Raw genomic sequence first — 25954 nt, forward strand, 5'->3', positions numbered from 1 at the left:
CCCACGGTCACGGCACACTGGGCGGACCCCTGCCCGGGTGAGGTAGGGAAGCCCGACGGCGGATCGTCCCCGTCAGGCCGTGGACGACGGAGGCGCTGTGGTCGACGGAAGCAACCGACCGCAGGCTGAGGACGTCGACAACGACGTAACACTGACCGCCCCCGACCCCCGGAGCTCGTCGACCCCCGCCGGCACCGCGGTGCTCGCCGAAACCGTCCTAGACCGCCGTTACCGCCTGCTTTCCGCGCTCACCAGCCGCGGGCCGGTCACCCTCTGGCGCGGCGACGACAACGTGCTCGCCCGGCCGGTCGCGGTGCGCATCGTCGAGCACGGCCCGGTGAACCCGGGCGACAACGGCGCCGCCGCCGCGGACCCGAACCGGGAGCAGGCCGCCCGGCGTCTGCTCGCCGCGGCCATCAACTCCGGCCGGCTCGTGCATCCGGGTGCCGCCTCCACCTACGACGCCACGACGACGACCACCGGATCGCGGCGCATCTCCTACGTCGTCTCCGAATGGGTCGACGGCAAGACCCTGCGCCAGCTCACCGCCCAGGGGGCGCTGCGCCCCGAGCAGGCCGGCGCCGTGGTGCTCGCCGCGGCCCGGGTCATCGCCGCAGCCCACGAGCGGGGCATCCATCACGGCGATCTCAGCCCCGGCGACGTCATCGTCTCCAGCCACGGCACCGTGAAGATCATCGATCTGGAGATCGGTGGCGTGCTCGCGGAGCTGGAGCGCTCGGGGACGCCCGGGGAGCTTGACGGCCCCGACGCCGCCGGGAACGGCGATGACGCCGAGGCCACCAGGGTGGTGGGCGCGGGCGACGCCGCCGCCGCCGATCTGCGAGCGCTCGGCGGCCTGCTGTACGCGGGGCTCACCGGCCACTGGCCCCTCGGCGGGGACCGCGGCCTGCCCACCGCGCCGACCTCGGGCGGGCGGCTGCGCAGCCCCCGGCAGGTCACCTCGTCGGTGCCTCGCGACCTGGACGCCATCACCATGGCGACCCTCGGCGACGAGCGGGCGGGCGCGCCCATCACCACCGTCGCCGAGCTCGTCGAAGAGCTGGAGTCGATCAACCCGGTCGACGCGGTGCTCGACACCGGCCTGATGAGCCTCGGCGAGGAACCCCCCAGCACCGAGGCGATGGACGTGGACGGTTTCGCCTCCTCCGACTACCTCGCCGCGTCCGACTACCCCGCGCAGGGCCGCTACACCGACACCGCTGGCTACCCGGGCCCTGACCAGGCCCGTGACGGCCGCTACGAGACCCGTGTCGACGGCCCGAGCGGGCCGCGTGGCGGCGACACGGGGTACGGCCGTGGCGGCTACGACACCCGCGGCGGGTACGACACCCGCGGCCACGACCATCGCGGGCGGCCCGACCGGGGCAGGGATGACCGGGCCAGGGACGACCGGGGCTACGCCGCCGGGGCCGGCGGTTATCCGCCGGCGGACCGCTATCGGGACGCCCCGGGACGCGGGCGCGGCGGGTCCGGCCCCCGGCTCGGCCGGATGCTGCCGTGGATCGCCCTCGTCGTGGTCGTCATCATCGTCGCGGTCGTGGCCGTGTTCGCGCTGCGCAGCGGCGGCGATGGTGGCGGCGCCAGTCCGACTGCCTCGCCCACCAGCCAGGCCACCCCGCTCGGGACTGTGCTGAAGCCGCAGAGCATCGACACCATAGATCCTCCCGCCTCGGGCGGCGACGGCACCGAGCGGCCGAAGGAGGCCGCCAACGCGGTCGACGGCAACCCGTCGACCGTCTGGCACACCGAGGGCTATGTCACCGCGAATCTCGGCGGCCTCAAGCCCGGCGTCGGCCTGCGGCTGACCTTCGGCCAGGCGATCAGCCCCACCTCGGTCACAGTCCAGGTCGGCAGCGGCCCGGTGTCGTTCGAGCTTCGTAGCGCCGCCACCCCCGGGGACACGATCGACAGCTACCGGGTCGTCGTCCCGAAGACCGACGCCCCCAGCGGCCCGGTGAACCTTCCCATGCCCTCCGACCTCACCCCGGCGCAGTACTGGGTCCTGTGGCTGACCTCCCTACCGAAGGACAGTGACGGGCAGTATCGCGGTTCGATCGCGGAGATCACCTTCCGGTCCTGACCGAGAGCCGGTCCCGAAGGGGGAGGAGGTGGGAATCCCGCCGTCTTCGGCGAGCTGTTCCGCCGACACGCGGATCGGCTCCGGTCGGTCGCCCACGGCCCCCGACCGATCCGCCTCCGACCGATCCGCCTCCGACCGATCCGCGGGGCACCATCACCGAGCGTGACATGCGTCTCGGTGTCGGCGGCGTCCCCGGCCGGCCCCCGGCGCTGCGCACGGCCGTGGTGCTGGTCGACGTCCAGAGACTGCCCCTCGCGGACGCTGCGCGGCTGCTCGACATCTCTGCCGGCACGGTGAAAAGTCACTGTTCGCGGGGGCGGGCGCACCTCGCCCTGCTCCTCGGATACCTCCCGCCCGGGAACCCAGGAGCCCCGCCCACCGTCTCAGAAGAAGGACACCATGATGCGGCGGCCTGCGCGCAGCGGCCGCCCGACGCCCGCAGTCGGTCCGCCGGCCGCAGTCCTCACCATGCGGCCCCATGGGTGCCCGGACCTGCCGGAGGAGGTGATCAGCAATGGCGAATGACCCGATGGACGACCGTCACCGATCAGCGGAGACGCGCCCCGCATTTCCCCTCGGCCGCCGGTCCCGCGGGCACGACCAGCATCCCGACGTGGAGCAGCTCGACGCCGTCGCCGGGGGCGAGACGGTCACCCGCTCGACCCGGGACCACGTCGAGGTCTGCCTGGAGTGCCGGGAGTCGATCGCCGCGCTGCGCAAGGTCCGCGCCGACCTGTCCCGGCTGGCCGCGATGACGATGCCGGGCGACGTCGCCGAGCGCATCCAGGCGGCGCTGGCCGCACAGTTGCCCCCCCGCCCGCTGCACGATCCCCCGGCCCGGCCCGGTGCCGACGTGACCACCACCGACGTGACCACCACCGACGCGCCCGCGCCACGCCCAGCCCCTGACGCGGGCCGCTCCCCCGCCGGTCCGATGGCCTCGGCACCGACCGGCGCTCCCCAGACCGGCACCCCCGGGACCGGCCCCGGCCGGCGGCCGACGGCCCGCCCCGAGCGGCGACCGGCGCCGGGTGCGGCGGCGGCCCCGCGGCGGGACTGGGTGTCGCTCGCGGCGGTCTGCGCGGCGTTCGTCACCTTCGGTGCTGCCGTCCTCGCCTTCTACAGTCTTCGGGTGGTGGACGCCCACCACCCGGTCGCGGCGTCGAGCGTCGCGCAGGGCCGGGAGTCGGCCGGCGCCGCGGCCGCCGGAGCCGGACCGGGCCGGCTGACCATGATGGCGGACTCGCGGACAACCGTCGCCCCGGCCGAGGTCGGCCAGCACGGCAGGGAGCTGCTCACGGGCCGGATCGCGGGTTCGGTGGCGCTGTCGCTGCCGCTGACCGGACCGACGGGGGACGCCACCGATGCGGGAGCCGTGGCGACGGCACGGTCAACGGGCGCCGTGCCGTTCCAGGCGGTCGCCCCGGCCGCCGCGCGCCATCCCGCCTCCGTCGTGGCGGCCCCGCCGGCCGCGGCCGGCACCCGGCTGCGCGCCCTGCTGGACACCCCGGATCTGCGCTCCTGCTACCAGAGCCTCATCGCCCAGTCGGGCGGCGAGATCCTCGCGGTCGACCGCATCCGGTACGACGGCCAGTCGGCGCTGCTGATCGTGCTGTCCATCCCCATGCAACCCGCGGCGGCGCGGGTGCTCGTCGTCGACACGCACTGCGGCGTCGTCAGCGTCTCCGCGGCATTGTGGTACAGCGCGACCACGCTGCGCAGGTAGCGTGAGCATCGACACTGGTGATCACCGGTTGCTCGGCACCGGCGGGTACAGGATGGAATCAGACGCCCTCGAGGACCGTTGTCGCTCTCGGACACCGTCTTCACGGATCAGACCTACGACCAGGGATCCCGACGCACCACCGAGGCCGATGGGCACCGGCGGGGTCCACCCCGGCTGACGGGGAATCGCGCAGCGTGAAAGGAGCGGGTGTGACAGCCCAGCAGCAGGTCCAGGACGTCACCGGCCACGGTGATCGACCGGCAGACGACGTGCGCGATGTCATCATCGTCGGCTCGGGGCCGGCGGGCTACACGGCCGCCATCTACACCGCCCGGGCCAACCTGCGGCCCCTCGTCTTCGAGGGCGCGGTCGCCGCCGGCGGCGCGCTCATGAACACCACCGAGGTCGAGAACTTCCCCGGCTTCCCCGAGGGCGTGCAGGGCCCGGAGCTGATGGAGAAGCTGCGCCAGCAGGCGGAGCGGTTCGGCGCCGAGCTGGTCGCCGACGACGTGACCGAGCTCGACCTCACCGCCGACCCGAAGATCGTCAGGGTCGAGGACCAGACGTTCCGCGCCCGCACGGTCATCGTCGCCACCGGCTCGGCCTACCGCAAGCTCGGCGTCGAGCACGAGGATCGACTGCTCGGGCGCGGGGTGTCGGCGTGCGCGACCTGTGACGGCTTCTTCTTCCGCGACCACGACATCGCCGTCGTCGGCGGCGGCGACTCGGCGATGGAGGAGGCGACGTTCCTGACCCGGTTCGCCCGGTCGGTCACGGTGATCCACCGGCGGGACAAGCTGCGAGCCAGCGCGATCATGCAGGAGCGGGCCTTCTCCAACGAGAAGATCCGGTTCCGGTGGAACGCCGACGTCGCCGAGCTCCTCGGCGAGGACAAGCTCAGCGGCATCCGGCTGCGCGACACGATCACCGGTGAGACGGAGGATCTCGACGTCACCGGCCTGTTCGTCGCGATCGGCCACGATCCGCGGACCGAGCTGGTCCGCGGCCAGCTCGAGCTGGACGACGCCGGTTACGTCAAGGTCGCGCATCCCACCACCAAGACGAACCTCGACGGCGTGTTCGCCTGCGGCGACGTGGTCGACCACACCTATCGGCAGGCCATCACCGCCGCCGGCACCGGGTGCGCCGCCGCCCTCGACGCGGAGCGCTTCATCGCCGCCGGAGAGGGTCCCGGCGAGACGACCACCGAGGCCCCGCGGGTCTCCACCCTGGCGCCGCAGCCGGCCTGACGCCGCCCCCGCGCATCGACCACCCATCCCACCACCGCCTTCCAGCCACCACCGCCTTCCAGCCACCACCACATCCAGCAGGGAGAACAGCTATGGCAGGCACCACCCCCGTGACCGACAGCACCTTCACCGCCGAGGTCCTCCAGAGCGACGTACCGGTCCTCGTGGACTTCTGGGCCGAGTGGTGCGGCCCGTGCAAGATGGTCGGACCGGTCCTCGAGGAGATCGCCAAGGAGCACGGCGAGAAGCTGCGGATCGTCAAGCTGAACATCGACGAGAACCCGGAGACGGCGCGGAACTACCAGATCATGTCGATCCCGACCATGGCGGTCTTCGTCAAGGGCGAGGTGGACAAGAGCATCGTCGGCGCGAAGCCGAAGGCCGCTCTGCTGCGCGACCTCTCGCCGTACATCTGATCGTTTCCTGCCAACTGACCTCCTCGACGGCCACGCGGCGCGCCTATCCCTGACGGGTGGGTGCGCGGCGGGCCGCCACCGACGGCCCGCCGCGCGTTCCTGCCGGCGGGCCGTCGGCGTATCCGGGGGACCGACCTGCCCGCACCCCCGGGCCAGCGGCGGGAATCGGATGCCACAGCACAGCGTGGACAGGTTGGTCACGCTGGGTCAATGACGGAGGATCCCGTTCGCGGCCGGTCGGGACCACGTGGGCATGCCCTAGGCTTGAGATTCAGCAATCGGCAGTCGGGAAACAGTTCGTCGACGCGGCGGCCCCGACCACCGGGTTCCGCCGGGGAACACGTTGGGGGCAGGCAAGCTGAAAGGTACACGTTCGTGAAGCTGTTGCGGCTGGGAGACCAAGGTTCCGCCGTCGCCGAGGTTCGGGCGGCCCTGACCTATCTCGGTTTTCTTCCCGCGACCCCCCGGCAGAGCGGAGAACGGGGCGAAGCGGCACCGCCCGCGGCACCGCCCGGGGAGTCGAAAGGCGCCGAGCCGCCTCCGCCGGCCGCCGAGCCGGCCGCCGCGGAGGGCGCCCGCAGCCCGGCTGTGGGGCCGGCCGGCGGCGCGGGCGGTGCTGCGGCCGCTCCCCCCGACCGGTTCGATCGCGACCTCGACAATGCGCTGCGGGCCTTCCAGCAGAGTCGTGGTCTGTCCGTCGACGGGATACTCGGTCCGGATACGGCGCGGGCGCTCGAGGAGGCCCGACACAATCTCGGCGACAGGTTGCTCTATTTCAGCGCCGCGCACCCCTTCGTCGGAGATGACGTGGCCGCGTTGCAGGAGCGCCTGTTCAACATGGGCTTCGACATCGGCAGGACCGATGGCATCTTCGGTCCGCGGACCGAGAGCGCGGTGCGCGACTTCCAGCGCAACCGCGGCCTGGATCCCGACGGTCGCTGCGGCCCGCGGACGCTGCGCGAGCTCAAGCGACTGCGCCGCACCGTGACCGGTGGTCGTCCCGACGTGCTGCGCGAATCCGTCCGTCTCCTCGCCCGCGGTACCTCCCTGCTCGGGGTGGTTGTCGCCCTCGATCCCGGGCACGGCGGCGACGACCTCGGCATCGTCAGCGGCGGCCTGTGCGAGCGGGACCTCATGGCCGATCTCGCCGCCCGGCTCACCACCCGCCTGCTCGACTCGGGCCTGGAATCCCACCTCATCCATGGCCCGGACGAGTCACCGAGCGAGGAGGATCGCGCCGCCCGCGCGAACGAGCTGGAGGCCGACCTCCTGATCTCGCTGCACGCGGAAGGCAGCACCTCCCGCCACGCGCAGGGAGTATCGGCCTACTACTACGGCAACGCCCGCGGCTCCTCGGCCGTCGGCGAACGTTTCGCCCAGCTTGTCCAGCGCGAGATCGTCTCCCGCACCGACATGCTGGACTGCCGCACCCATCCGAAGGTCTGGGACCTGCTCCGCCGCACCCGGATGCCGACGGTCCGGCTCGACCTCGGCTACCTGACCAATGATCACGACGCGCGTGCGCTCGGCTCGACCGACTTCCGCGCCGCGGTCGCCGAGGCGGTCCTCGCGGCAACACAACGGCTGTTCCTCCCGCCGGAGATGGACGCCCCGACGGGACAGCTTCACGTCCCGCGGCTCGCCGGTCGCGCCTGACAGGTCCGCCGGTCCCCGTCGACTGGACGGAGGAGCTGGCCTGCTGGCCCGCCGACCTGCAGCCGTCCAGCTCGGGGCACGAGAGAGGTTTCACGTGAAACAGGCGCGGTGCGTCGAGGGTCGATCCGCGCCGGTCGGCCTAGGCTGATGCCAAAACCGCCGCCGTCCACGCAACCGCTGTGGACGGCGGCCCGGTGGCCGACCGCGGGAGTGCCCTTTCGATGAGCCGTCGCATCGCGAACATCACCCTGGACAACATCGACGACATGCCGCTGCCCTGCCGCCGCTGCGTGTTCTGGGAGCTCGATCCGGTCGCGCGCAGCCGCGCGGAGGAGACCGGAGCCACCGATCTGGAGAAGGAGGCCTGGGTCTCCGCGGCGCTACTCGAATGGGGAAGCTGCGGGAAGATCGTCTACGTCGACGACGTCCCGGCCGGTTTCGTCATGTTCGCGCCGCCCGCGTACGTGCCCCGCTCGGTCGCCTTCCCCACCAGCCCGGTGTCGCCGGACGCGATCCTGCTGATGACGGCGCTCATCGTGGAGGAGTTCGCGGGCCAGGGCCTCGGCCGGATCCTCATCCAGTCCGTCACCAAGGAGATCCTGCGGCGGGGGNTCAAGGCGGTGGAGGCGTTCGGTGACCTGCAGAACTCGGGCGCCCGGTGCGTGGTACCCGCCGACTACCTGCTGGCCGTCGGTTTCAAGACGGTGCGACCCCATCACCGGTGGCCCCGGTTGCGCCTCGAGGTGAAGAACACGGTGAGCTGGCGCGAGGACGTCGAGGTCGCGCTGGAACGACTGCTCGGCTCGATGACGCCGGAAGGCGTGCTCCGCAAGGTCGGTCAGGCCGGCAACCCCGCCTGACCGCCGCCTGGCCGCCGCCTGGCCGCCGCCGGGACGCCGCGCCCCCGCGTCCCTTACGGCAGCCACTCCTCCCGTCGGGAACCATCTCTCGATCTGGCGGCTCCACCGCCGCTGCCGACCCTGCAACGCCGCCGGCCCAACCATGTCGGCCCAGCCATGCCGGCCCAGCCATACCGGCCCAGCCATGGCTGACCTCACCCACGACGGACAGCCCGATCCCCTCGGACCCGGCGGCACCGACCGGCTCGCGAGCCGGCGCGGACACCGCTGGCCAGTCGTCGCGCCGAAGACGCGACGACGGCGATGCGGCCGGGAAGGCTAACGCGGCGAAGCGGCGTCCGGCGCGGTCGCGGGGGACATCACCGCGACGATCCGCTCCAGGTCCTCCATCGAGCCGAACTCAACCGTGATCTTTCCCTTGGTGCGGCCCATATCGACCTTCACCCGCGTCTCGAAACGGTCCGAAAGCTGGTCGGCGAGTCGCGACAGGGTGGGCGGGGTCGAGCGAGGGCCACGCGGGGCGCGCTTGCGCGGCGTGTCCTCGTCCAGGGCCACGATCTCCTCGACAGCCCGAACGGACAGCCCCTCCGCGACGATGCGGGTGGCGAGCCGGTCCTGGGCCTCGGGATCCCGCAGCGAGAGCAGCGCCCGCGCATGCCCCGCCGAGAGCACGCCGGCCGCCACCCGCCGCTGCACCGCCGGCGACAGCCCGAGCAGGCGAATGGTGTTGGTGACGTGCGAGCGGGACCGGCCGAGCCGGCCGGCGAGCTCCTCGTGGGTTGCCCCGAAGTCCTTGAGGAGCTGCTCGTACGCCGCCGCCTCCTCCAGCGGGTTGAGCTGCTGGCGGTGCAGGTTCTCCAGCAGGGCGTCGCGCAGCATGGCATCGTCGGCGGTCTCCCGCACGATCGCGGGGATGCGGGTCAGCTCCGCGAGCTGGGACGCCCGCCAGCGCCGCTCGCCCATCACGAGTTCGTACTGCTCCGGCCCCACCGATCGGACCACGACCGGCTGGAGCAGGCCGACCTCACGCAGGCTCGCCGCCAGTTCCTCCAGCGCGTCCTCGTCGAAGTGCGTCCGAGGCTGGCGCGGATTCGGGACGATCGACCCGATCTCCAGCTCGCGGAAGGTGGCGCCCTGGACGGGCAACGGACCGATGTTCTCGCCGCTGCGTAGGCCGAAGGCGCCGAGATGCCCGCCGCCGTCGGGGCGGCCGCCGGCGTCGGCTGCGGGGCGATCGGCGCCGTACGCCTCCGCGGGCGGGGGGGCGACGGGGATGAGCGCCCCGAGCCCGCGTCCCAGACCGCTGCGGCGCGCGCTCACCTGACCGCACCGTTCGGCTCGAAGCCCCGCTCGGCGAGCTCACGGGCCGCGGCCAGGTAGGACAGGGAGCCGCGGGAGGTCGGGTCGTAGGTCAACGCCGACTGCCCGTAGCTCGGGGCCTCCGCGAGCCGGACGTTACGGGGGATCGTCGTGCCCAGCACACGGTCCCCGAAGTGCTCCTTGACCTCGTGCACGACCTGATCGGCCAGCCTGGTGCGCGAGTCGTACATGGTGAGCAGAATCGTCGACAGGCGCAGGTCCTGGTTGAGGTGGGCCTGGACGAGCTCGACGTTGCGCAACAGCATGCCGAGTCCCTCCAGCGCGTAGTACTCGCACTGGATCGGGATGAGCAGCTCCCGCGCCGCCACCAGCGCATTGACGGTCAGCAGGCCAAGCGACGGGGGGCAGTCGATGAGGACGTAGTCGACCTCCCGCTGCATGCTCTGGATGGCCCGATGCAGGCGGTTCTCCCGAGCCACGAGCGAGACGAGCTCGATCTCGGCGCCGGCCAGGTCGATTGTCGCCGGGGCGCAGAACAGTGCGGGCGCCTCGGCCGAGGCGACGATGACCTCGTCGAGCGGGCGGTCACCGAGCAGCACTTCGTAGATGGAGGGGACACCGGAGTGGTGGTCGATGCCGAGCGCCGTCGACGCGTTTCCCTGCGGATCGAGATCGATCACCAGGACGCGGATGCCGTGCGACGCCAGCGCCGCGGCCAGGTTGACCGTCGTCGTCGTCTTGCCCACGCCACCCTTCTGGTTGGCCACCGAGATGATGCGCCGCCGAGTGGGACGGGGGAATGGTTGTCGTCGTTCTGTCGCCAAGGCTTCCACTGCTGCTGCCGCCGCCGCTCCGATCGGGGTCGACCGGTCGAGCGGGTCCAGCGGGGGAATGACGGAGTCGTAACCCCGGTATCCCCCACCCACGGATCCACCTCGGCCCGTCGACGCTGTTTCACGTGGAACGAGACTGCCCACGCGTCGGCTGGTCACGATCGACCTCCCGTGATCGTCGTGAGTCCCGCGCCGTTCGTCTGACCTGTCTGCCATCGTGCCGCTCACCGTCGCCGCGCCCTTTCCTGCCTTCGGCCCGGGAGAGCTGGGATGACCGCACGGCTCGGAGGACCCGGGTGGGTTCGTCCACCCGTCCCTCTCCGCACACCACGACATCCACGGGATGCCACCCCTGGTTTCCGAGACTGCCGCGCGCGTCCTGCAACTCCTCCAGGATCCGCGAACCGCGCATCGCCAGCATGACACCACCCGGTTGCAGCATCGGAAGGAGGATTGCACCCAGCCGCTCGAGCGGGGCGACCGCGCGTGCGACGGCTACCCCGAATCTACGACCCTCCGGGCCGATTCCGGCATCCGGCGCGCGGCCACGCAGGACGGAGACCTGCTCCTCCAGCCCCACGGCAGCCACGACCTCCTGGAGAAAGCGGCAGCGTCGTTCCATCGGTTCGAGCAACACGACCCGCACGTCCGGGCGGGCCAGGGCGAGGGGGATTCCCGGCAGGCCGGCGCCGCTGCCCACGTCAACGGCGTCGGCACCCTCGGGAACGACCTCGGCGAGGACCCCGCAGTTGAGCACGTGCCGCTCCCACAGCCGGCCGGTCTCCCGCGGACCGATCAGCCCGCGTTCCACTCCCGCGGTTGCCAGCAGCGCGGTGAAGCGCTCCGCCGCCGCGAGCCGCGAGCCGAACAGCTCGGCGGCGGCCGCCGGCGTCGGCGGCGGGGGACCCGCCGGACGCGCCGGACGCGAGGGATCGGAGTCGGTCATCGCACACCCGCCCGGGCCAGTCCAGTAGTGCCATCCCGTGCGGCCCGGCCATCCCTGCCGTCTCCGACGGCAGCGCCGGCGGCGACGGGTGGGCGGGGCCGGCCGGCTCCCCTCCGGAACAGCGGGTCGGGTGGGCCGCCGCCAGGCACCGCGAGCCGGGGGAGACAGGACGAGAGGGGTAGAGGATCGCGCACCCGACAAGCATCCCCGCTGCGCCCGGCGGGGCATGCGCCGCGTGCCGTCAGGTCCCCTCTGCCCGGATCAGCCGCCGCTCCGGGGCGGGGCCCCGCTGGGAGCCGAGGCCACCGGAGGTCGAGGGCCACCGGAGGTCGAGGCCGCTGAGGGGCGGGTCAGTGGTAGGCGACGATGACCCGCCGGGGCGGCGGGGAGCTCGGGGCGCAGCGGTCATAGCGGGTCAGCACGCCGGTCAGCCGGAAGTTCCAGTCCTGGGTCGCGCACCAGCCGGCCCGGTGCAGCGGCGCGAGCTGACCGGCCAGGCTCGTTCGCTCGACGTCGAAGACGAAGACGAGCAGATGCCCGGGCGGGACGGGGCGGCGCGCAAGCTGGCGCAGCAGAGCGGGCTTGGCGCCACCGAAGAAGACGGTGTCCCGTCGGGCGATCCGGGCGGGCGCACCGACCCCGCCGGTCGCGGGCGCCTGGGCGTCCGCCGCCGGTCCCGCGGGCCGGTGATCGCCGACGGCGCTCCCCCCGTCAACCGCAGAACCGCCGGCGGCGACGCGGCTCGGCGCGGGCACCGCCCCCACCGAGCCGACGGTGGACGCCTCACTCGCGGACGTCTCGCCGACGGATCTCTCGGCGGCGGCGGAGGCGACCGTGCCACCGACGGCGCCCCGCCGCGGGCGACCGTCCCCGGCGGGGCCGGGCTGGAGATCGGTGGGCTCGCGCGGCCCGTCGTCGCTGGCCTCCATTGCATAGAGCCAGCCCGGCCGGGCGAGGCGGCCGCCGACCGCGACGACGTCACCCGGCCGGGCCACCCGTCGGGTGACGATGGCCGCGTCGACCATCAGGTCCAGGCCGCGCAGGCGATCCCGGTGCTCCCACAGCGGCCGACTGCCCGACAGGGACGTCTGCAGGAGCAGCACGCCGCAGCCGGTGATCGCGACGACCGCCGCGAGGGGAAGCACCACCGCGGCGCGGGCCAGGCCGACCCGCGAGCCTGCGAGCCCGGGCACCCGTGCCGGGCCGGCCGGCGCCGGCGGCGGGGAGTCCGCGACGGCCGAGTCCAGCGCCCCGGGAAGGGCGCAGGAACCGTCGCTTTCCGTCACCAATTCCGGCGAAGAATCCGATAGTGATCGAGCAATCACGGATCCCGGCAGGGCGAGGGTAGGGAGTGCATCCTTGGAGCGCCCAGCAGCCTGCTGGGGCCCACCGCGGGGCAGGCGGCCGCGCACCGCCGACAGGAGGGAGCGAATCGCCCGCTCGACACCCACCACCACCACAACAACGAGCAGCGGCACCACGTACAGGTTGGTCCGGGTCGGTCCGAACGGCCAGTACCGGGCGGCGCTCGCGCCGAGCATCATCAGCTCCGCGCCGCCGAGCGCGGCAAGCAGAGCCCGGCCCTGCCGGTGGCGGGCAAGCGCCGCGACGCCGGTCGCCCCGGCCGCGGCGACCGCGATCGCGATCAGGGCGGCCGGTGCGGAGCCCAACGGCCCCGTGGGCACCGTGCCGTGGATGAGGCTCGGGTCGAAGCGGTCGATCCCCGGCGGCGAGCCGGTGACGGTGGCGCGGACCTGATCGGCGACGAACCGCAGTGCCGCCCACGGCCCGCGGCCCGCGAGGAACTGGCGATCCCAGTAGTCGCCGTTGCGCTGGCTGGACTGGTGGGCGACGAAACCGACGGTGTGCACGGCGCTGAAGGCGAGCGCGGGCAGGCACTCGACCAGCCGCCACCGCCGCGCCGGACCCCGCCACACGTCGACCGCCGCCAGCGGGAGCACCACGAAGATCCCGGGCACGGCGACGAGCGCCAGCACACCCGCCACCGTCCGCCGGACCAGGCGGCCACGGTCAGGCCCTCGCGGGGCCCCCGCGGCCGGGACCTCGTCGGGCGGCCCGAGCGGGTCCGCGGTCCAGATGACGACGATGCACACCGTGACGAGCGCCTCGACCGTGTACGGCTTGAGCTGGGTGGCCAGATCCAGAAATGTCGTGTTGAGGCACAGCCAGCAGGCGGCGAACACCGCCGACGCCGTCCCGGCGAACCGGCGGGTGAGCACGACAATCGCGGCCCCGAGCAGGGGCACCGCGACGAAGCCGGGCAGACGCAGCGACCATGAGTGCCAGCCGAACGCCTCGCCCGCGAGCCGGGTGATCCCGAGCCAGCCGAGCGCGGACGGGGTGTTGGCGACCGTCAGCTCCGACCAGAACGACGTCAGCGGCTCGCTGACGAAGTGCGCCCGCCAGATTTCGTCGTACCAGAAGGGTCTGGTCAGGTAGGCATGCAGCAGGCACAGAACGCCGGACAGGCCGAGCGCGACCGCGCCGGCCGCCACCACCGTGGACCGCCCAGGCCGGCGACGGCCCGCAGGCGGCACGGCATCCCCCGATCACCAGCGACGCTTACCGCCGCACCTCCAGCCTGAATCTAGCGCTCGGCACCGGCCCCCAGCGCGGGGGAGGTCGTTGTGCCCGCCCGGCGAGGTCCGCGCGCAACGCGCCGAATCAGAACGCCCGAGTGTCAGTCGCGCGGGGCCCGGGTCAGCCGGGGGCCGGGTCAGCCGAGCAGGATGACGACTCGCCGGCTCGGCTCCTCGCCCTCGGACTCGCTGTGGACGCCGTCGATCTCGGCGATGGCGTCGTGGACGACCTTGCGCTCGAAGGGGGTCATCGGGGCGAGCGTCTCGGGCTTGCCGCGTTCGATCGCGCGCTCCGCCGCCGCCGTCGCGATCTTGCGGAGCTCGACCCGACGCCGCGCCCGGTGACCGCCGACGTCGAGCATGAGGCGGCTACGAGTCCCGGTCTTCTGCAGGACGGCGAGCCTGGTCAGCTCCTGCAACGCCTCGAGGGTCTCGCCACCGGTCCCGATCAGCTTGTCGAGCTTCTCGCCGACCACCGCGACGACGGCCCGGCCGCCCTCGACATCGAGATCGAGGTCGCCGTCCATGTCGACGATGTCCAGCAGGCCCTCGATGTAGTCGGCGGCGATCTCCCCCTCCTGTTCGAGGTCGACGAGTCGCCGCTCCTGCGGGCTGAGCCCGGTCTCCTCCGGGGAGCCTTGCTCGTCGGAGACTCCAGCTCCATCCACAGCCAGGTCAGGTGCCGAACCGGTCATCAGCGCTTCTCCAGGGGAACAGGGGGCGGCGGAGCAGAGATTACGGGATGCCCCCGCATGGTGACGAAATCAGGGGGACCGGCGAGTTCGCCCGCCGGTCGGGGAGGGGTTCCCCGGGTCAACGCCGCCCGCCGGGCCGCTTGCCCTTGCCTCGTCGCTTGGCGGGACGGGAACCACCGACCTGGCGACGGACACCGGCGGGAACCGGGGCGGGGCGGGTCGCCGCAGCGTCGCCCGTCGCGGGCACAGCCGCCGGCTCGGCGCCGCCACCGGCGGCCTCAGCGGCACCCTTGCCCGGCGAACTCTTCCGGCCGCCGGACGGGGCCTTCCCTCCCGCAGTCTTCCCTCCCGCGGCCGTGGAACGCGCCGCTGCGGGGGCTTCTTCGGCTCCCCCGGCCGCACCCGCGACCGGCAGAGCCGGCGGCGGCTGCGAGGTCTTCGCCGTCCCGGCGGTGCGGGCCGCCGACGCGCCGCTGCGGGACCGGGTCCCGGGCGGGGCCGATGACGAGCCTCGCCCGGCCTTCGCCGCCCCACCCTTGGCCCCGGCACCCTTCGCCGCGGTCACACCGCCGCCCGCCGTAGCCACCGTCCCCGCGCCGGAGTCGCCGCTCCTGGTCAGGCTCGGCCCGCCCGCAGCCGCCGGCCGCGCGCGGTTCTTGGACTTGGCACCGGCCCGCACGCCGGGCGCCGGGCGGGCCGGGGTGGGCGCTGCGTCGACGCCGGCACCGGCGCGGGCACCGGGGAGCCGGCCACCGGCGGCGAGCGGGCGGACCGGCGGCATCCGCTTGATCACGAAGAACTGCTGGCCCATGCTCCACAGGTTGGTCGTCAGCCAGTAGAGCAGCACGGCGATCGGGAACCGGAAACCGAAGATCGCGAGCATCAGCGGGGAGCCATAGAGCAGAACCTTCTGGACGATCGCCTGCTGCGGATCCACCGGCCCGGTGCGGGCCATGATCTGCCGCTGGGTCATGAAGGTGGTCAGACCCATCAGCACGATCAGCACGACCGCGAGGATCTTGACGTGGGTGCTGTTCACCCCGAGGAAGTGCACGAAGTCGCTGTCGGAACCGAACTCGCTGGCGAGCGAGATTCCGAAGACCTTCGCCGAGGCGATCTGCTCGACCTGATCCGCGGACAGCCCCACCCGGGGCCGCCAGACGAGAGCGCCGTTCGGGCCCTCGTTCATCGGGGCCAGGTGGGTGAACACGTGGAACAGCGAGATGAACAACGGGATCTGGAGCAGAATCGGCAGGCAGCCGAAAAGCGGGTTGCCGTGCTCCTTCTGCAGCGCCATGATCTCTTGCTGCATGCGGGGCTTGTCGTGCCCGTACTTCTCCCGGATCTCCTTGATCCGGGGCTGCATCATCTGCATCGTCCGCTGCGACTTCACCTGCTTGACGAACAGCGGGAAGATCAGAACACGCACGGCGATGACGAGCAGGACGACCGAGAAGGCCCAGGCGAAGAAGCTGTCGGCGCCGAAGATCGGCGCGAACCCCTTATGGAAGAAGACGATCGCGTTCGCCGCGAGATGGTAAAGGGGATTCAACAACGTTCAGACTCCTCACGCCCACGGTCCGCGACCGGAACCGACGATCTCGGCCCGCGTCCCCTCGACCGGAGACGGAAAGCCATGCCTGTGGGCCGGCGCGACGGCACCGGTGGTCCGGGCGCGACCGTGCGGCTACCACGCCCGGAGGCGGTCGACATCCCTCTGGGCTTGCGAACGACTCTCGGCCCCGTGCTGGTTCCCGGATCCGCGCTCGTTCGCGGCCGCGCCCCGGTTTCCGGCGGCCCGCCGGACGGCGGGGGCCGGTCGGTGGGCTCCCCGGGGACCGGGTCGTACCCGCCGGCCGACAGCGGCTGGCAGCGCAGCAGCCGGCCGACGGCCAGCGCCCCACCGCGCATGCCGCCATGGCGGCGAACCGCCGTCAGCGCGTAGGCGCTGCACGACGGCTCGAACCGACACATGCCTGCGTTACGGCCTGACCAGCCGGCCCGGTAGAGCCGCACGAGCCCGGCGAGTGCCCAGGACAGCGGGCCACGGACCGCGCCGTCGGCCGTGCGGGCCACGGTCGGCAGGCGCCTGCGGGCCAGTTCGGAGGCCAGGGTGAGATCGATGACGACGGCCACCGCCAGCGCCACGAGCAGGAACATCCCGACGGTCATCGGCCGCTTCCCGCCACGAGCCGCGGGGATCGGGCCGGCTGCGCACGCGCGTCATCGCCCCGCCCGTCCGAGGCTGCGCGGGCACGCAGCGCCCGCGCGAGCGCGTCGTCAAGGGCCTGTCCGAGCCCCTCGGAGCTGGCCGAGGCCGCCTCCGGCAGGGCTCGGACCACGAGCATCGTCCCCGGGGGCAGCCGGTCCAACCGGGCCCGCACCTGCTCTCGCAGGCGGCGGCGCACCCGGTTACGCACCACGGCCTTGCCGACCCGGCGGCCGACGACGAAACCCGCGCGCGGCGACTCCCCACTGGTTGTCCACAAGCTGTGGACAACCAGTGGGCCGGACCGGGTCCGCCGGCCCGCGGTCCCCACGCGGGCATGCTCGCCCCGAGTCCGCACGCGGGAAACCTCGGGAAGCATGTCAGCCGGGGTACAGCAGGAACCCGCCGTCAGGCGGAGAGCTCGCTGCGGCCCTTGCGACGGCGGGCAGAGACGATGGAACGACCAGCGCGGGTCCGCNTACGCAGCCGGAACCCGTGCGTGCGGGCCCGCCGGCGGTTGTTCGGCTGGAAGGTGCGCTTACTCACGTGAAGACTCCGTCTGCAAGATGGACGCGGGCGGTGATCTCCGCCGCCGAGGGGTGGGCCCCACACGGCCCGCGCAAGCGCATCCCACGACAAACGAAGCGGTCTAACACCGCGGTTCGACCTAGCGTACACATGCCGGTGCCGCGGACGACCCGGCGACCGCACCCGTCCGCCGTCATCTCAAGTCCGGCCCGCCCGACCCGGACCCCGCAGCCGTGACCCGGGGCGCGACCGTGGCCCACCCCGGTCGCTCCGAAGTCATCGCAGGCCCGACCACGGCCCACCGCGGGCCGGGGCCGACCGTCGACGTGACTGCTTGTAAGCAAATGCCACACGACCGGGTCCGCCGACTCCGGTGACCTGCCCGCCGTGCCGGAGCCGGACATTCCCGTCCGGCCCCGGCACGGCCGTGCGGGCGGCGCCTTACGATCCTTGGACGACATCCCGCGCATGCGGGTGCCGGACGGTGCCGGGCAGACCCGCGTTCGGGGGGCACCGCCGGCCGGGTGCACTCTGGCCTGTGGAAAACGCCTGTGGAGAGGGCGATCGGCGGGGGCGGGGCAGATCCGGATGACGGCCCGGAGTAGGGCGTCGTACCGGGAGTGAGCCGGTTCCGCCACGCCGGAGGCCCTGCCGTGTCCATGCACAGGTTGTGGACGACGATGTGGAGAACCATCGGGACGAGAAGTCCCGGTCGCGGCCGGACCGGGACCACATCAGCATCCGCGACGTACCCCACTCATGGGGCCAGCACCGCCCGCAAACCGTACCGAACTGCCCGAGGAGCCCCCGTGTCCAACCCCCGCGCCGACTCCGTCGCCGGTCTACCTTTCGGGGAGGAACCCGCGGGCGACCCGGACCTGGCCGCGGTCTGGAGCCAGGCCGTCGCCGGGGTCGCCGACGGCACGCTGTCCGCGCAGCAGCGTGCATGGCTGCGGCTGACCCGCCCGCTCGGCCTTGTGCAGGACACGGCCCTGCTCGCCGCCCCCAACGAGTTCACCAAGGAGCTTCTCGACTCCCGGCTACGGCCGTTCCTGTCCACAGCGTTGTCCACAGCTTATGGACGGGAGATCCGGGTCGCGGTCACCGTCGAGCACCTGCCCGACCCGGAGCCGATGAGCGGTCCGATCAGGATCGTCCGGCCGGGGGAGGGCGACGGCGGCGCGCAGCGGGACGCGGGCGGCTCCCGGGGGCGCGGGCCGGGCGGCACGGCAGCCTCGGATACCGCCCGGCGGGCGGGGGATGCCGGCGCGCCGGTGAACGGCGAGCTGCCCTTCCCCGACTCCGCCGAGGGCACTCCGCCGGTGCGGGTGGGCGCGGGGCTCGGCCGCGACGCCGCGCCGCTGGAGACCGAGCCGGCGCAGGCCCGCCTGAACCCGCGCTACGTCTTCGAGACCTTCGTCATCGGGGACAGCAACCGGTTTCCCCACGCGGCCGCGGTAGCGGTCGCCGAGGCGCCGGCGAAGGCGTACAACCCGTTGTTCATCTACGGGGACTCCGGGCTCGGCAAGACCCACCTGCTGCACGCGATCGGCCACTACGCACTGAAGCTGTACCCGAACACCCGGGTCAAGTACGTGAGCTCGGAGGAGTTCACCAACGACTTCATCAACTCGATCCGGGACGACCGCCAGCAGGCCTTCCAGCGCCGCTACCGGGACATCGACGTCCTGCTCGTGGACGACATCCAGTTCCTGGAGAACAAGGAGCGGACGCAGGAGGAGTTCTTCCACACGTTCAACGTCCTGCACGACGGCGAGAAGCAGATCGTCATCAGCTCCGACCGGTCGCCCAAGCAGCTCTCGGCGCTGGAGGACCGGCTACGCAGCCGGTTCGAGTGGGGCCTGATGACCGACATCACCCCGCCGGACCTCGAGACCCGCATCGCGATCCTGTCGAAGAAGGCCGCCACCGAGCGCCTGCCGGTGCCGCCCGACGTGCTCGAGTACATCGCCACGCACATCGAGCGCAACATCCGCGAGCTGGAGGGGGCGCTGATCCGGGTCGCGGCGTTCGCGAGCCTGAACAAGTCACACGTCGACCGCACGCTCGCCGAGATCGTGCTGCGGGACCTGATCCCGGACGCCGGCAACCCGGACATCACCGCCGCCGCCATCATGAACGCGACTGCGGCGTACTTCGGCGTCTCCATGGACGACCTGTGCGGCACCTCCCGCAGCCGGGTGCTGGTGACGGCCCGGCAGATCGCCATGTACCTGTGCCGCGAACTGACCGACCTGTCGCTGCCCAAGATCGGCCAGCACTTCGGCGGCCGCGACCACACGACGGTCATGCACGCCGACCGCAAGATCCGCGGTCTGATGGCCGAACGGCGCGCGATCTACAACCAGGTCACCGAACTGACCAACCGCATCCGGGTCCAGGCCCGCCAACCCTGACTCGGGCAGGGCGGCTCCGATTGCAGCAGGCAGGCGGACACCGGTCCCTGATCCCGGGGACCGCGCAGGAGTGCCCCGCCCCCGGGGCCCTGGGGGCGGGGCGACAGGGGCCTCGCCCGCTCTGACCGCCCGCCGTCTGCCACCGGCAGGGCTGTGCCGGCCCACGCGTCCGGTCTGCGGTGCGCCGGACGGACCGCAGACCGGACGCGCCCCGCAGACCGGACGGACCGCGGGGCGCTCTGCCCGGTCTGCGGGCTCGAACCGTCCGGAACGCACCCGCAACGGGCATCGGTCTGGGCGGCGGCCGAGCCGATTGGCTCTCGGCACTCACGCGTCGAGGTGGGCGGGATGCGCGTTGCCCGGTCAGGGGATCCCCGGGGACGGCTGTCGCAGCGTGTGGGTGACCGTCGCGGGGGTGGACACCGCGAAGCGTCCCGTAGCACACCCGGCCGGCGGCCTCGAGCCCACTGGGTGGTTCCGCCCACAGCTTGTGGAAAACCTTGTGGACATCGTGGGGGCGGATCGGTGGAAGAAGGCGTGGACAGCCTGTGGATAACTCGGGGACGGCCTGTGGAGGGACAGAGTGGTCCCTGGGGACGACCGCTCGGCATGTGGATATCCACTGCGTAAACCCACAGCTCCACCCACAGGTTTTGCACCGGCTCTTCAGGCCTCTGACCTGCGAAAACGCAGGTTATCCCCAGCATCCACAGCCCCTACTACCACCACGAACTTCAATTTTTTCTAGAAAGATCAAAAGCTTGAAGTACTAGGGGGTGTGGACAACTTTTCGCGATCTTGAAAGAGCGCGATCCGTGTCACTTCGTGGGCTCCGGGTGAGCGTTCGTGGTGGGGCCGACCGCCCGCTGCGGCCGCCTGGCACTCTGGGATGCTGATCGGTGTTCCCGACGGGCTGACTCCGAACACCGGAGGGGACGAAGGAGGGCTAACCATGAAGTTCCGGGTGGAACGGGACGAATTCACCGAAGCGGTCGCCTGGACCGCCCGTACGCTGCCGAGCCGGCCGACCACGCAGTTGCAGGTGCTGTCGGGCCTCCTTCTCGACGCCACCGGGCCGATGCTCAAGGTCGCCGCCTACGACTACGAGGTGGCCGCGCAGGGCACGGTGCACGCGACGGTGTCGGAGGAGGGCCGCGCCCTCGTCAACGGCAAGTTGCTCGCGGAGATCACCCGGGCGCTGCCGGCCGCACCGGTCGACCTCGGCATCGACGGCACCCGGCTCGTGATCACCTGTGGAAACGCCCGGTTCGCGCTGCCGATGCTGCCGGTGGACGACTACCCGGCGCTACCGGCCATGCCCCCCGTCACCGGTCACATCGAGGGATCGGCCTTCGCGGCTGCGGTCGCGCAGGTGGCGATCGCAGCCGGGCGCGACGACACCCTCCCGGTACTCACCGGCGTCCGTATCGAGATCGAAGGCGACACCCTCACCCTCGCCGCGACCGACCGCTACCGGCTCGCCGTGCGCTCGTTGAAGTGGCGTCCGGACGACTCCGCCGGCGAAGCGGACGCGGCGGGCCCCGCCACCGTGGCCCTCGTCCCCGCCCGGACGCTGTTGGACACGGCCAAGTCGCTGTCCGGGTCGGGAGTGGAGGTCTCGATCGCGTTGGGGACGGGCCCGTCCGGCGAGACGCTCGCCGGCTTCGCGGGTTCCACCCGGCAGACGACCACCCGGCTGCTCGAGGGCCAGTTCCCGCCCTTCCGCAAGCTGCTTCCGGACAGTTCCCCGCTGATCGCCCAGCTCGAGATCGCGCCGTTGCAGGAAGCGGTCAAGCGCGTGGCCCTGGTGGCGGCGAAGACCGCCCCGGTGCAGTTGTCGTTCTCTCCGGACCATCTCGTTTTGGAGGCCGGTACCGGCGGCGAGGCGCAGGCGACGGAGACGCTGCCGGTGACCTACGACGGCCCGGAGCTCTCGGTGGCGTTCAACCCGTCCTACCTGCTCGACGCGCTCGGTGCGTTGGAGTCCGACATCGTGCGGATCGGCTTCGCCAGTGCCGAGGACCCGGCCGTCGCCGCGAACAAGCCGGCGATCCTCACCGGCAAGGCCGACGACGACGGCGAGGTGCCCGACTATCGGTACCTGTTGATGCCGATCCGGCTGCACGGGTGACGTGCACCTCACCCACCTGTCCCTCGTCGACTTTCGGTCCTACCGGTCCCTGGATCTCACTCTTGGTCCGGGAGTGGTCACGCTGGTCGGCCGCAACGGTCAGGGGAAGACGAACCTGATCGAGGCGATCGGGTACGTCGCGACGCTGGCCAGCCACCGGGTCTCCGCGGACGCCCCCCTGGTCCGCCAGGGCGCGTCGCACGCCGTGGTGCGGGCAAGGATCGTGCGCGGCGACCGCGCGGCCCTGGTGGAGCTCGAGATCGTGCCGGGGCGGGCGAACCGGGCCCGGCTGAACCGGGCACCAGTCCCCCGGCCCCGCGACGTCCTCGGGCTGCTGTGCACGGTCCTGTTCGCTCCGGAGGACCTCGCCCTGGTGAAGGGGGACCCGGCGGGGCGCCGGCAGTTCCTCGACGAGCTGCTCGTCGCCCGCACCCCGCGGATGGCCGCGGTGCTCGCCGACTACGACCGGGTGCTCAAGCAGCGCTCGACCCTGCTGCGCACGGCCGGGGCGGCCCGACGGGCCGGCGGCAAGGGTGACCTGCGCACCCTGGACGTCTGGGACGGCTACCTGGCCAGCTACGGCGCCGAGCTGCTCACCGCCCGCCTCGCCCTTGTCGAGGCGCTGCGTCCGGGGGTGGCCGGGGCCTACGCCGCGGTGGCCGGCGCGCAGGCCGCGGTCGGGTTCGAGTACCGGGCCAGCGTGCCGCAGCCGGCGCCGGATCCGGTCCGCCCCGACCGCGAGCAGTGGGAGGAAGCGATCCGGGCCGAGCTGGTGGCCGCCCGCCCGCGGGAGATCGAACGCGGGCAGACCCTGGTCGGACCGCACCGCGACGACCTGCTGCTGACCGTCGACGGGCTGCCGGCGCGCGGCTACGCCAGCCACGGCGAGTCCTGGTCGCTCGCCCTGGCCCTGCGGCTCGCCTCGTTCGAGCTGTTGCGGGCCGACGACCGCGAGCCCGTCCTGCTCCTCGACGACGTCTTCGCCGAGCTGGACGTCCAGCGGCGGTCCCGACTCGCCGAACTCGTCGCCCCCGCGGAGCAGGTGCTGGTCACAGCCGCCGTCGAGGCCGATGTGCCGGCCGAGCTGACCGGCACCCGCTACGTCGTCGCCGCGGGAGAGGTGCTCCGTGCCTGCTGAACCCGACGACCATCAGCCCGCCCCGGCCTCGGCGCCGGGTGGTGGGCGCGGCGCCGACCTGGCCCGGGAGATCCTCGCCCAGGCAAAGCGGGACGCCCGCGAGCGGGCCAGGGGACGTCGCGGCGGGTCACCCCGCGCCGACGGTTCCTGGCCCGGCTCCTCCGCCGGCGGCCCCGGTCCGGACGGGGCAGCCGGCGTCGGCGGCGACCCCGCGGCCGCGGACCGCGCCGGTCGGCGGCCCCGGTCCGGCGAGGACGACGGCCAGGTGCCCCAGCGCCCGCGGTTGCCGGGCATTGCCGCCCCGGGCCGGGAATGGCGCGACCCGGTCCCCTTCGGCACCGCGATCAGTCGGCTGCTCGCCACGCGCGGCTGGAAGGCGCAGGCCGACGACGCCGGCGTGCTCGCCCGGTGGGACGCCATCGTCGGCCCGGACATCGCCGACCACTGCACGCCGGTCTCGCTGCGCGACGGCGACCTCGAGCTCGTCGCCGAGTCGACGGCCTGGGCGACCCAGCTTCGGATGCTGTCCCGCCAGATCCTCGCCATCCTGCACCGGGAGCTCGGCCCGCAGGTCGTCCGGCGGATCACGGTGCGCGGCCCGACGGCCCCGTCGTGGCGGCACGGGCCGATCCGCACCGCCGGCCGCGGCCCGCGCGACACCTACGGCTGAGCTCGGCGGCCGGTCACGCCAGGCCGGTCACGACACAGGCCGGTCACGGGGGCGCGCCCGGGACGGCCCTGCTCGGCCGCCGCGGGCGCGCCGGCTGTCCCGCCGGAAGAGACAGACAGACCGGAGGAGCGATCCGGTGCTCACTGTTCGCGACGGTCCGCTCGGGCGGTCGGGATGGTCCGGACGTCGCCGGGGCGTGCAACGCGAGGCGATCATGTGGGCGAAGGTTGATCGTCGCGTCGGGTGACCGTCGTGAAGGCGCGCCAAGGCCCCGGGAGGCGGCGGTCCCGTAGGGGGGTTCACCGTCCCGCCGTACGGGGCGCTGCGCAGACGTCAGGGGTCACCCTGCGTCCGCTATAACGGGTCGGCGGGTAGACTGGTGGATACTTCCGCCCAGAACGAGGGGACCCGCCGCGTGGCCTACGATGCAAGTTCGATCAAGGTTCTCGAAGGTCTTGACGCGGTCCGCAAGCGTCCGGGCATGTACATCGGCTCCACCGGGGAGCGCGGCCTGCACCATCTCGTCTACGAGGTGGTCGACAACGCGGTGGACGAGGCGCTGGCCGGCTACTGCGACACGATCGTCGTGAGCCTGCTCGCCGACGGCGCCGTCCGCGTCGTCGACAACGGTCGCGGCATCCCCGTGGGCATGCATCCCACCGAGAAGCGGCCCGCGGTCGAGGTCGTGCTGACGACGCTGCATGCGGGCGGGAAGTTCGACGGCAAATCCTACGCGGTCTCGGGCGGTCTGCACGGCGTCGGCGTCAGCGTCGTGAACGCGCTGTCCACCAAGCTGGACGTGGAGATCCAGGTCGATGGGCACGTCTGGTTCCAGCCGTACGTGGCGACCCGTCCGGCGGCGCCGCTGGTGAAGACCGGCACAACGAAGAAGACCGGCACGTCGGTCACCTTCTGGGCGGACCCGACGATCTTCGAGACGACCGAGTACAAGTTCGAGACCCTCTCCCGGCGCCTGCAGGAGATGGCCTTCCTCAACAAGGGCCTGTCGATCACGCTGATCGACGAGCGCCCCGAGGAACGCCTCGAGGTCACCTACAAGTACAGCAACGGTCTGGTCGACTTCGTCGCCCACCTCAACGCCACCAAGGACGCGATCCACCGCAGCGTGATCTCGCTGGAGTCCAAGGGCGTCGGCATCGAGGCCGAGCTCGCGATGCAGTGGAACGCCGGCTACAGCGAGTCGGTCTACACCTTCGCGAACACGATCAACACGCACGAGGGCGGCACCCACGAGGAGGGCTTCCGCGCCGCGCTGACCAGCGCCGTCAACGCCTACGCCAAGGACCAGAACCTGCTCAAGCCGGTGAAGGCGGGCGCCAAGAGCGGCGACGAGCGGCTGTCGGGCGACGACATCCGCGAGGGCCTGACCGCGATCATCTCGGTGAAGCTCGCGCAGCCCCAGTTCGAGGGCCAGACGAAGACGAAGCTCGGCAACACCGAGGCGAAGAAGTTCGTCCAGGAGATGTGCTACTCGGCGCTGAAGGACTGGTTCGAGGTCAACCGGACCGAGGCGCGCGCCATCGTCAGCAAGTCGCTCGACGCCCAGCGCGCCCGGATCGCGGCCCGCCAGGCCCGGGACCTGACCCGGCGCAAGGGCCTGCTCGGCGGCACCGGCCTGCCCGGCAAGCTCGCCGACTGCCAGTACACCGACCCCGAGCGCTGCGAGCTGTACATCGTCGAGGGCGACTCCGCCGGCGGGTCGGCCAAGGGCGGGCGGGACTCGAAGTTCCAGGCGATCCTGCCGCTGCGCGGGAAGATCCTCAACGTCGAGAAGGCCCGGATCGACCGCGTCCTGAAGAACACCGAGGTCCAGGCGCTCATCCAGGCGCTGGGCACCGGCATCCACGACGACTTCGACATCGCCAAGCTGCGCTATCACAAGATCGTGCTGATGGCGGACGCCGACGTCGACGGCCAGCACATCCGGACCCTGCTGCTGACCCTGCTGTTCCGGTTCATGCGGCCCCTGGTCGAGGCCGGCCACGTGTTCCTCGCCCAGCCGCCGCTGTATAAGATCAAATGGGGTCGGGAGGACTGGGAGTACGCCTATTCCGACCGCGAGCGCGACGGGCTCGTCCAGCGCGGGGTGGAGGCCGGCCGCAAGCTGCCCAAGGACGCCATCCAGCGGTTCAAGGGCCTCGGCGAGATGAACGCCACCGAGCTGTGGGACACCACCATGGACCCGGACAAGCGCATCCTGCTCCAGGTCACCCTCGATGACGCGGCCGTCGCCGACGAGCTGTTCTCCGTGCTTATGGGCGAGGACGTCGACGCGCGCCGCAGCTTCATCCAGCGCAACGCCAAGGACGTGCGCTTCCTGGACATCTGACGCGGTGTGAGCGGTGCCGCGGCGGTCCGGCCCGCGCGGCGCCGCCTCGCGCCGCCCGGCCGGGACGACCCCGGGGCGAATCGTGGCTGGCGCCCCGCCGGACCGCCC

At 72.5% G+C, this 25954-nt stretch carries 20 protein-coding genes and 3 pseudogenes; 13 read left to right on the forward strand and 10 right to left on the reverse strand.

Features of this window, described 5'->3' with window-relative positions:
• Window positions 1-97 precede the first annotated feature (97 nt).
• The 8 genes and pseudogenes from FF36_RS14825 to FF36_RS37970 form a co-directional block, all read left to right on the forward strand.
• Entirely contained in the window at window positions 98-2101 is a 2004-nt protein-coding gene (locus FF36_RS14825; RefSeq protein ID WP_044885649.1) for a protein kinase family protein, read from the forward strand.
• 167 nt (window positions 2102-2268) lie between these two features.
• Window positions 2269-2856 (forward strand): sigma factor-like helix-turn-helix DNA-binding protein, encoded by a 588-nt coding sequence (locus FF36_RS32800; protein WP_082121919.1) that lies wholly within the window; start codon window positions 2269-2271, stop codon window positions 2854-2856.
• Entirely contained in the window at window positions 2844-3827 is a 984-nt protein-coding gene (locus FF36_RS14830) for a hypothetical protein (RefSeq protein WP_236705358.1), read from the forward strand. The genes FF36_RS32800 and FF36_RS14830 overlap by 13 nt, the downstream gene beginning before the upstream one ends.
• A gap of 209 nt (window positions 3828-4036) precedes the next feature.
• Complete coding sequence (gene trxB, locus FF36_RS14835) at window positions 4037-5077, forward strand: thioredoxin-disulfide reductase (protein WP_044885651.1); 1041 nt, start codon at window positions 4037-4039, stop codon at window positions 5075-5077.
• A 92-nt stretch (window positions 5078-5169) separates the two neighbouring features.
• On the forward strand, window positions 5170-5493 hold the full coding sequence (gene trxA / locus FF36_RS14840) for a thioredoxin (protein ID WP_044885652.1): 324 nt from the start codon (window positions 5170-5172) through the stop codon (window positions 5491-5493).
• A gap of 375 nt (window positions 5494-5868) precedes the next feature.
• On the forward strand, window positions 5869-7149 hold the full coding sequence (locus FF36_RS14845; RefSeq protein WP_044885653.1) for an N-acetylmuramoyl-L-alanine amidase: 1281 nt from the start codon (window positions 5869-5871) through the stop codon (window positions 7147-7149).
• 221 nt (window positions 7150-7370) lie between these two features.
• A pseudogene (locus tag FF36_RS37965) lies at window positions 7371-7760 on the forward strand (GNAT family N-acetyltransferase); the annotation flags it as partial.
• A 1-nt stretch (window position 7761) separates the two neighbouring features.
• Window positions 7762-8009 (forward strand): annotated as a pseudogene (locus FF36_RS37970) (GNAT family N-acetyltransferase); the annotation flags it as partial.
• 318 nt (window positions 8010-8327) lie between these two features.
• On the opposite strand, the gene FF36_RS14855 reads toward FF36_RS37970, so the two are convergent.
• The 10 genes and pseudogenes from FF36_RS14855 to FF36_RS37980 form a co-directional block, all read right to left on the reverse strand.
• Window positions 8328-9329, reverse strand: a complete 1002-nt coding sequence (locus tag FF36_RS14855) for a ParB/RepB/Spo0J family partition protein (protein ID WP_044885654.1) — start codon at window positions 9327-9329, stop codon at window positions 8328-8330.
• A complete protein-coding gene (locus FF36_RS14860; protein ID WP_082121920.1) occupies window positions 9326-10096 on the reverse strand; it encodes a ParA family protein in 771 nt (256 codons plus the stop codon). Before FF36_RS14860 ends, FF36_RS14855 begins: the two co-directional genes overlap by 4 nt.
• A gap of 187 nt (window positions 10097-10283) precedes the next feature.
• A complete protein-coding gene (gene rsmG / locus FF36_RS14865; RefSeq protein ID WP_044885655.1) occupies window positions 10284-11108 on the reverse strand; it encodes a 16S rRNA (guanine(527)-N(7))-methyltransferase RsmG in 825 nt (274 codons plus the stop codon).
• Window positions 11109-11458: 350 nt separating this feature from the next.
• On the reverse strand, window positions 11459-13666 hold the full coding sequence (locus tag FF36_RS14870) for a hypothetical protein (protein ID WP_044885656.1): 2208 nt from the start codon (window positions 13664-13666) through the stop codon (window positions 11459-11461).
• A gap of 179 nt (window positions 13667-13845) precedes the next feature.
• Window positions 13846-14403, reverse strand: a complete 558-nt coding sequence (locus FF36_RS14875) for a Jag family protein (protein WP_044885657.1) — start codon at window positions 14401-14403, stop codon at window positions 13846-13848.
• Window positions 14404-14521: 118 nt separating this feature from the next.
• Window positions 14522-15958, reverse strand: coding sequence for a membrane protein insertase YidC (yidC, locus tag FF36_RS14880; RefSeq protein WP_044885658.1), 1437 nt, complete (start codon window positions 15956-15958; stop codon window positions 14522-14524).
• Window positions 15952-16575, reverse strand: a complete 624-nt coding sequence (gene yidD, locus FF36_RS14885) for a membrane protein insertion efficiency factor YidD (protein ID WP_082121921.1) — start codon at window positions 16573-16575, stop codon at window positions 15952-15954. Before yidD ends, yidC begins: the two co-directional genes overlap by 7 nt.
• Entirely contained in the window at window positions 16572-16991 is a 420-nt protein-coding gene (gene rnpA, locus FF36_RS14890) for a ribonuclease P protein component (RefSeq protein ID WP_044885659.1), read from the reverse strand. Before rnpA ends, yidD begins: the two co-directional genes overlap by 4 nt.
• Before the next feature lie 29 nt (window positions 16992-17020).
• On the reverse strand, window positions 17021-17090 hold a 70-nt coding region (locus FF36_RS37975; protein WP_242422516.1), incomplete at its 5' end, for a 50S ribosomal protein L34.
• Between the two features lies 1 nt (window position 17091).
• Window positions 17092-17158 (reverse strand): annotated as a pseudogene (locus tag FF36_RS37980) (50S ribosomal protein L34); the annotation flags it as partial.
• Window positions 17159-17949: 791 nt separating this feature from the next.
• Between FF36_RS37980 and dnaA the strand changes: the two are divergent.
• The 5 genes from dnaA (at window position 17950) to gyrB (ending at window position 25846) form a co-directional block, all read left to right on the forward strand.
• Complete coding sequence (dnaA, locus tag FF36_RS14895) at window positions 17950-19557, forward strand: chromosomal replication initiator protein DnaA (protein WP_044885660.1); 1608 nt, start codon at window positions 17950-17952, stop codon at window positions 19555-19557.
• 952 nt (window positions 19558-20509) lie between these two features.
• Window positions 20510-21688, forward strand: a complete 1179-nt coding sequence (gene dnaN, locus FF36_RS14900; protein ID WP_044885661.1) for a DNA polymerase III subunit beta — start codon at window positions 20510-20512, stop codon at window positions 21686-21688.
• A 1-nt stretch (window position 21689) separates the two neighbouring features.
• Window positions 21690-22826 (forward strand): DNA replication/repair protein RecF, encoded by a 1137-nt coding sequence (gene recF / locus FF36_RS14905; RefSeq protein WP_044885662.1) that lies wholly within the window; start codon window positions 21690-21692, stop codon window positions 22824-22826.
• Window positions 22816-23496, forward strand: coding sequence for a DciA family protein (locus FF36_RS14910; protein ID WP_044885663.1), 681 nt, complete (start codon window positions 22816-22818; stop codon window positions 23494-23496). The genes recF and FF36_RS14910 overlap by 11 nt, the downstream gene beginning before the upstream one ends.
• 415 nt (window positions 23497-23911) lie before the next feature.
• Window positions 23912-25846, forward strand: coding sequence for a DNA topoisomerase (ATP-hydrolyzing) subunit B (gyrB, locus tag FF36_RS14915; protein WP_044885664.1), 1935 nt, complete (start codon window positions 23912-23914; stop codon window positions 25844-25846).
• Window positions 25847-25954: the final 108 nt, after the last annotated feature.

The organism is Frankia torreyi, assembly GCF_000948395.1.
Lineage (GTDB): Bacteria > Actinomycetota > Actinomycetes > Frankiales > Frankiaceae > Frankia > Frankia torreyi.

Bases quoted from the DNA above. Each gene is read 5' to 3' on its own strand.
- FF36_RS32800 (WP_082121919.1), top strand. From the start codon at position 2,269: ATGCGTCTCGGTGTCGGCGGCGTCCCCGGCCGGCCCCCGGCGCTGCGC.
- trxA (WP_044885652.1), top strand. From the start codon at position 5,170: ATGGCAGGCACCACCCCCGTGACCGACAGCACCTTCACCGCCGAGGTC.
- rsmG (WP_044885655.1), bottom strand. From the start codon at position 11,108: ATGACCGACTCCGATCCCTCGCGTCCGGCGCGTCCGGCGGGTCCCCCG.
- FF36_RS14875 (WP_044885657.1), bottom strand. From the start codon at position 14,403: ATGACCGGTTCGGCACCTGACCTGGCTGTGGATGGAGCTGGAGTCTCC.
- yidD (WP_082121921.1), bottom strand. From the start codon at position 16,575: ATGACCGTCGGGATGTTCCTGCTCGTGGCGCTGGCGGTGGCCGTCGTC.
- rnpA (WP_044885659.1), bottom strand. From the start codon at position 16,991: ATGCTTCCCGAGGTTTCCCGCGTGCGGACTCGGGGCGAGCATGCCCGC.
- dnaN (WP_044885661.1), top strand. From the start codon at position 20,510: ATGAAGTTCCGGGTGGAACGGGACGAATTCACCGAAGCGGTCGCCTGG.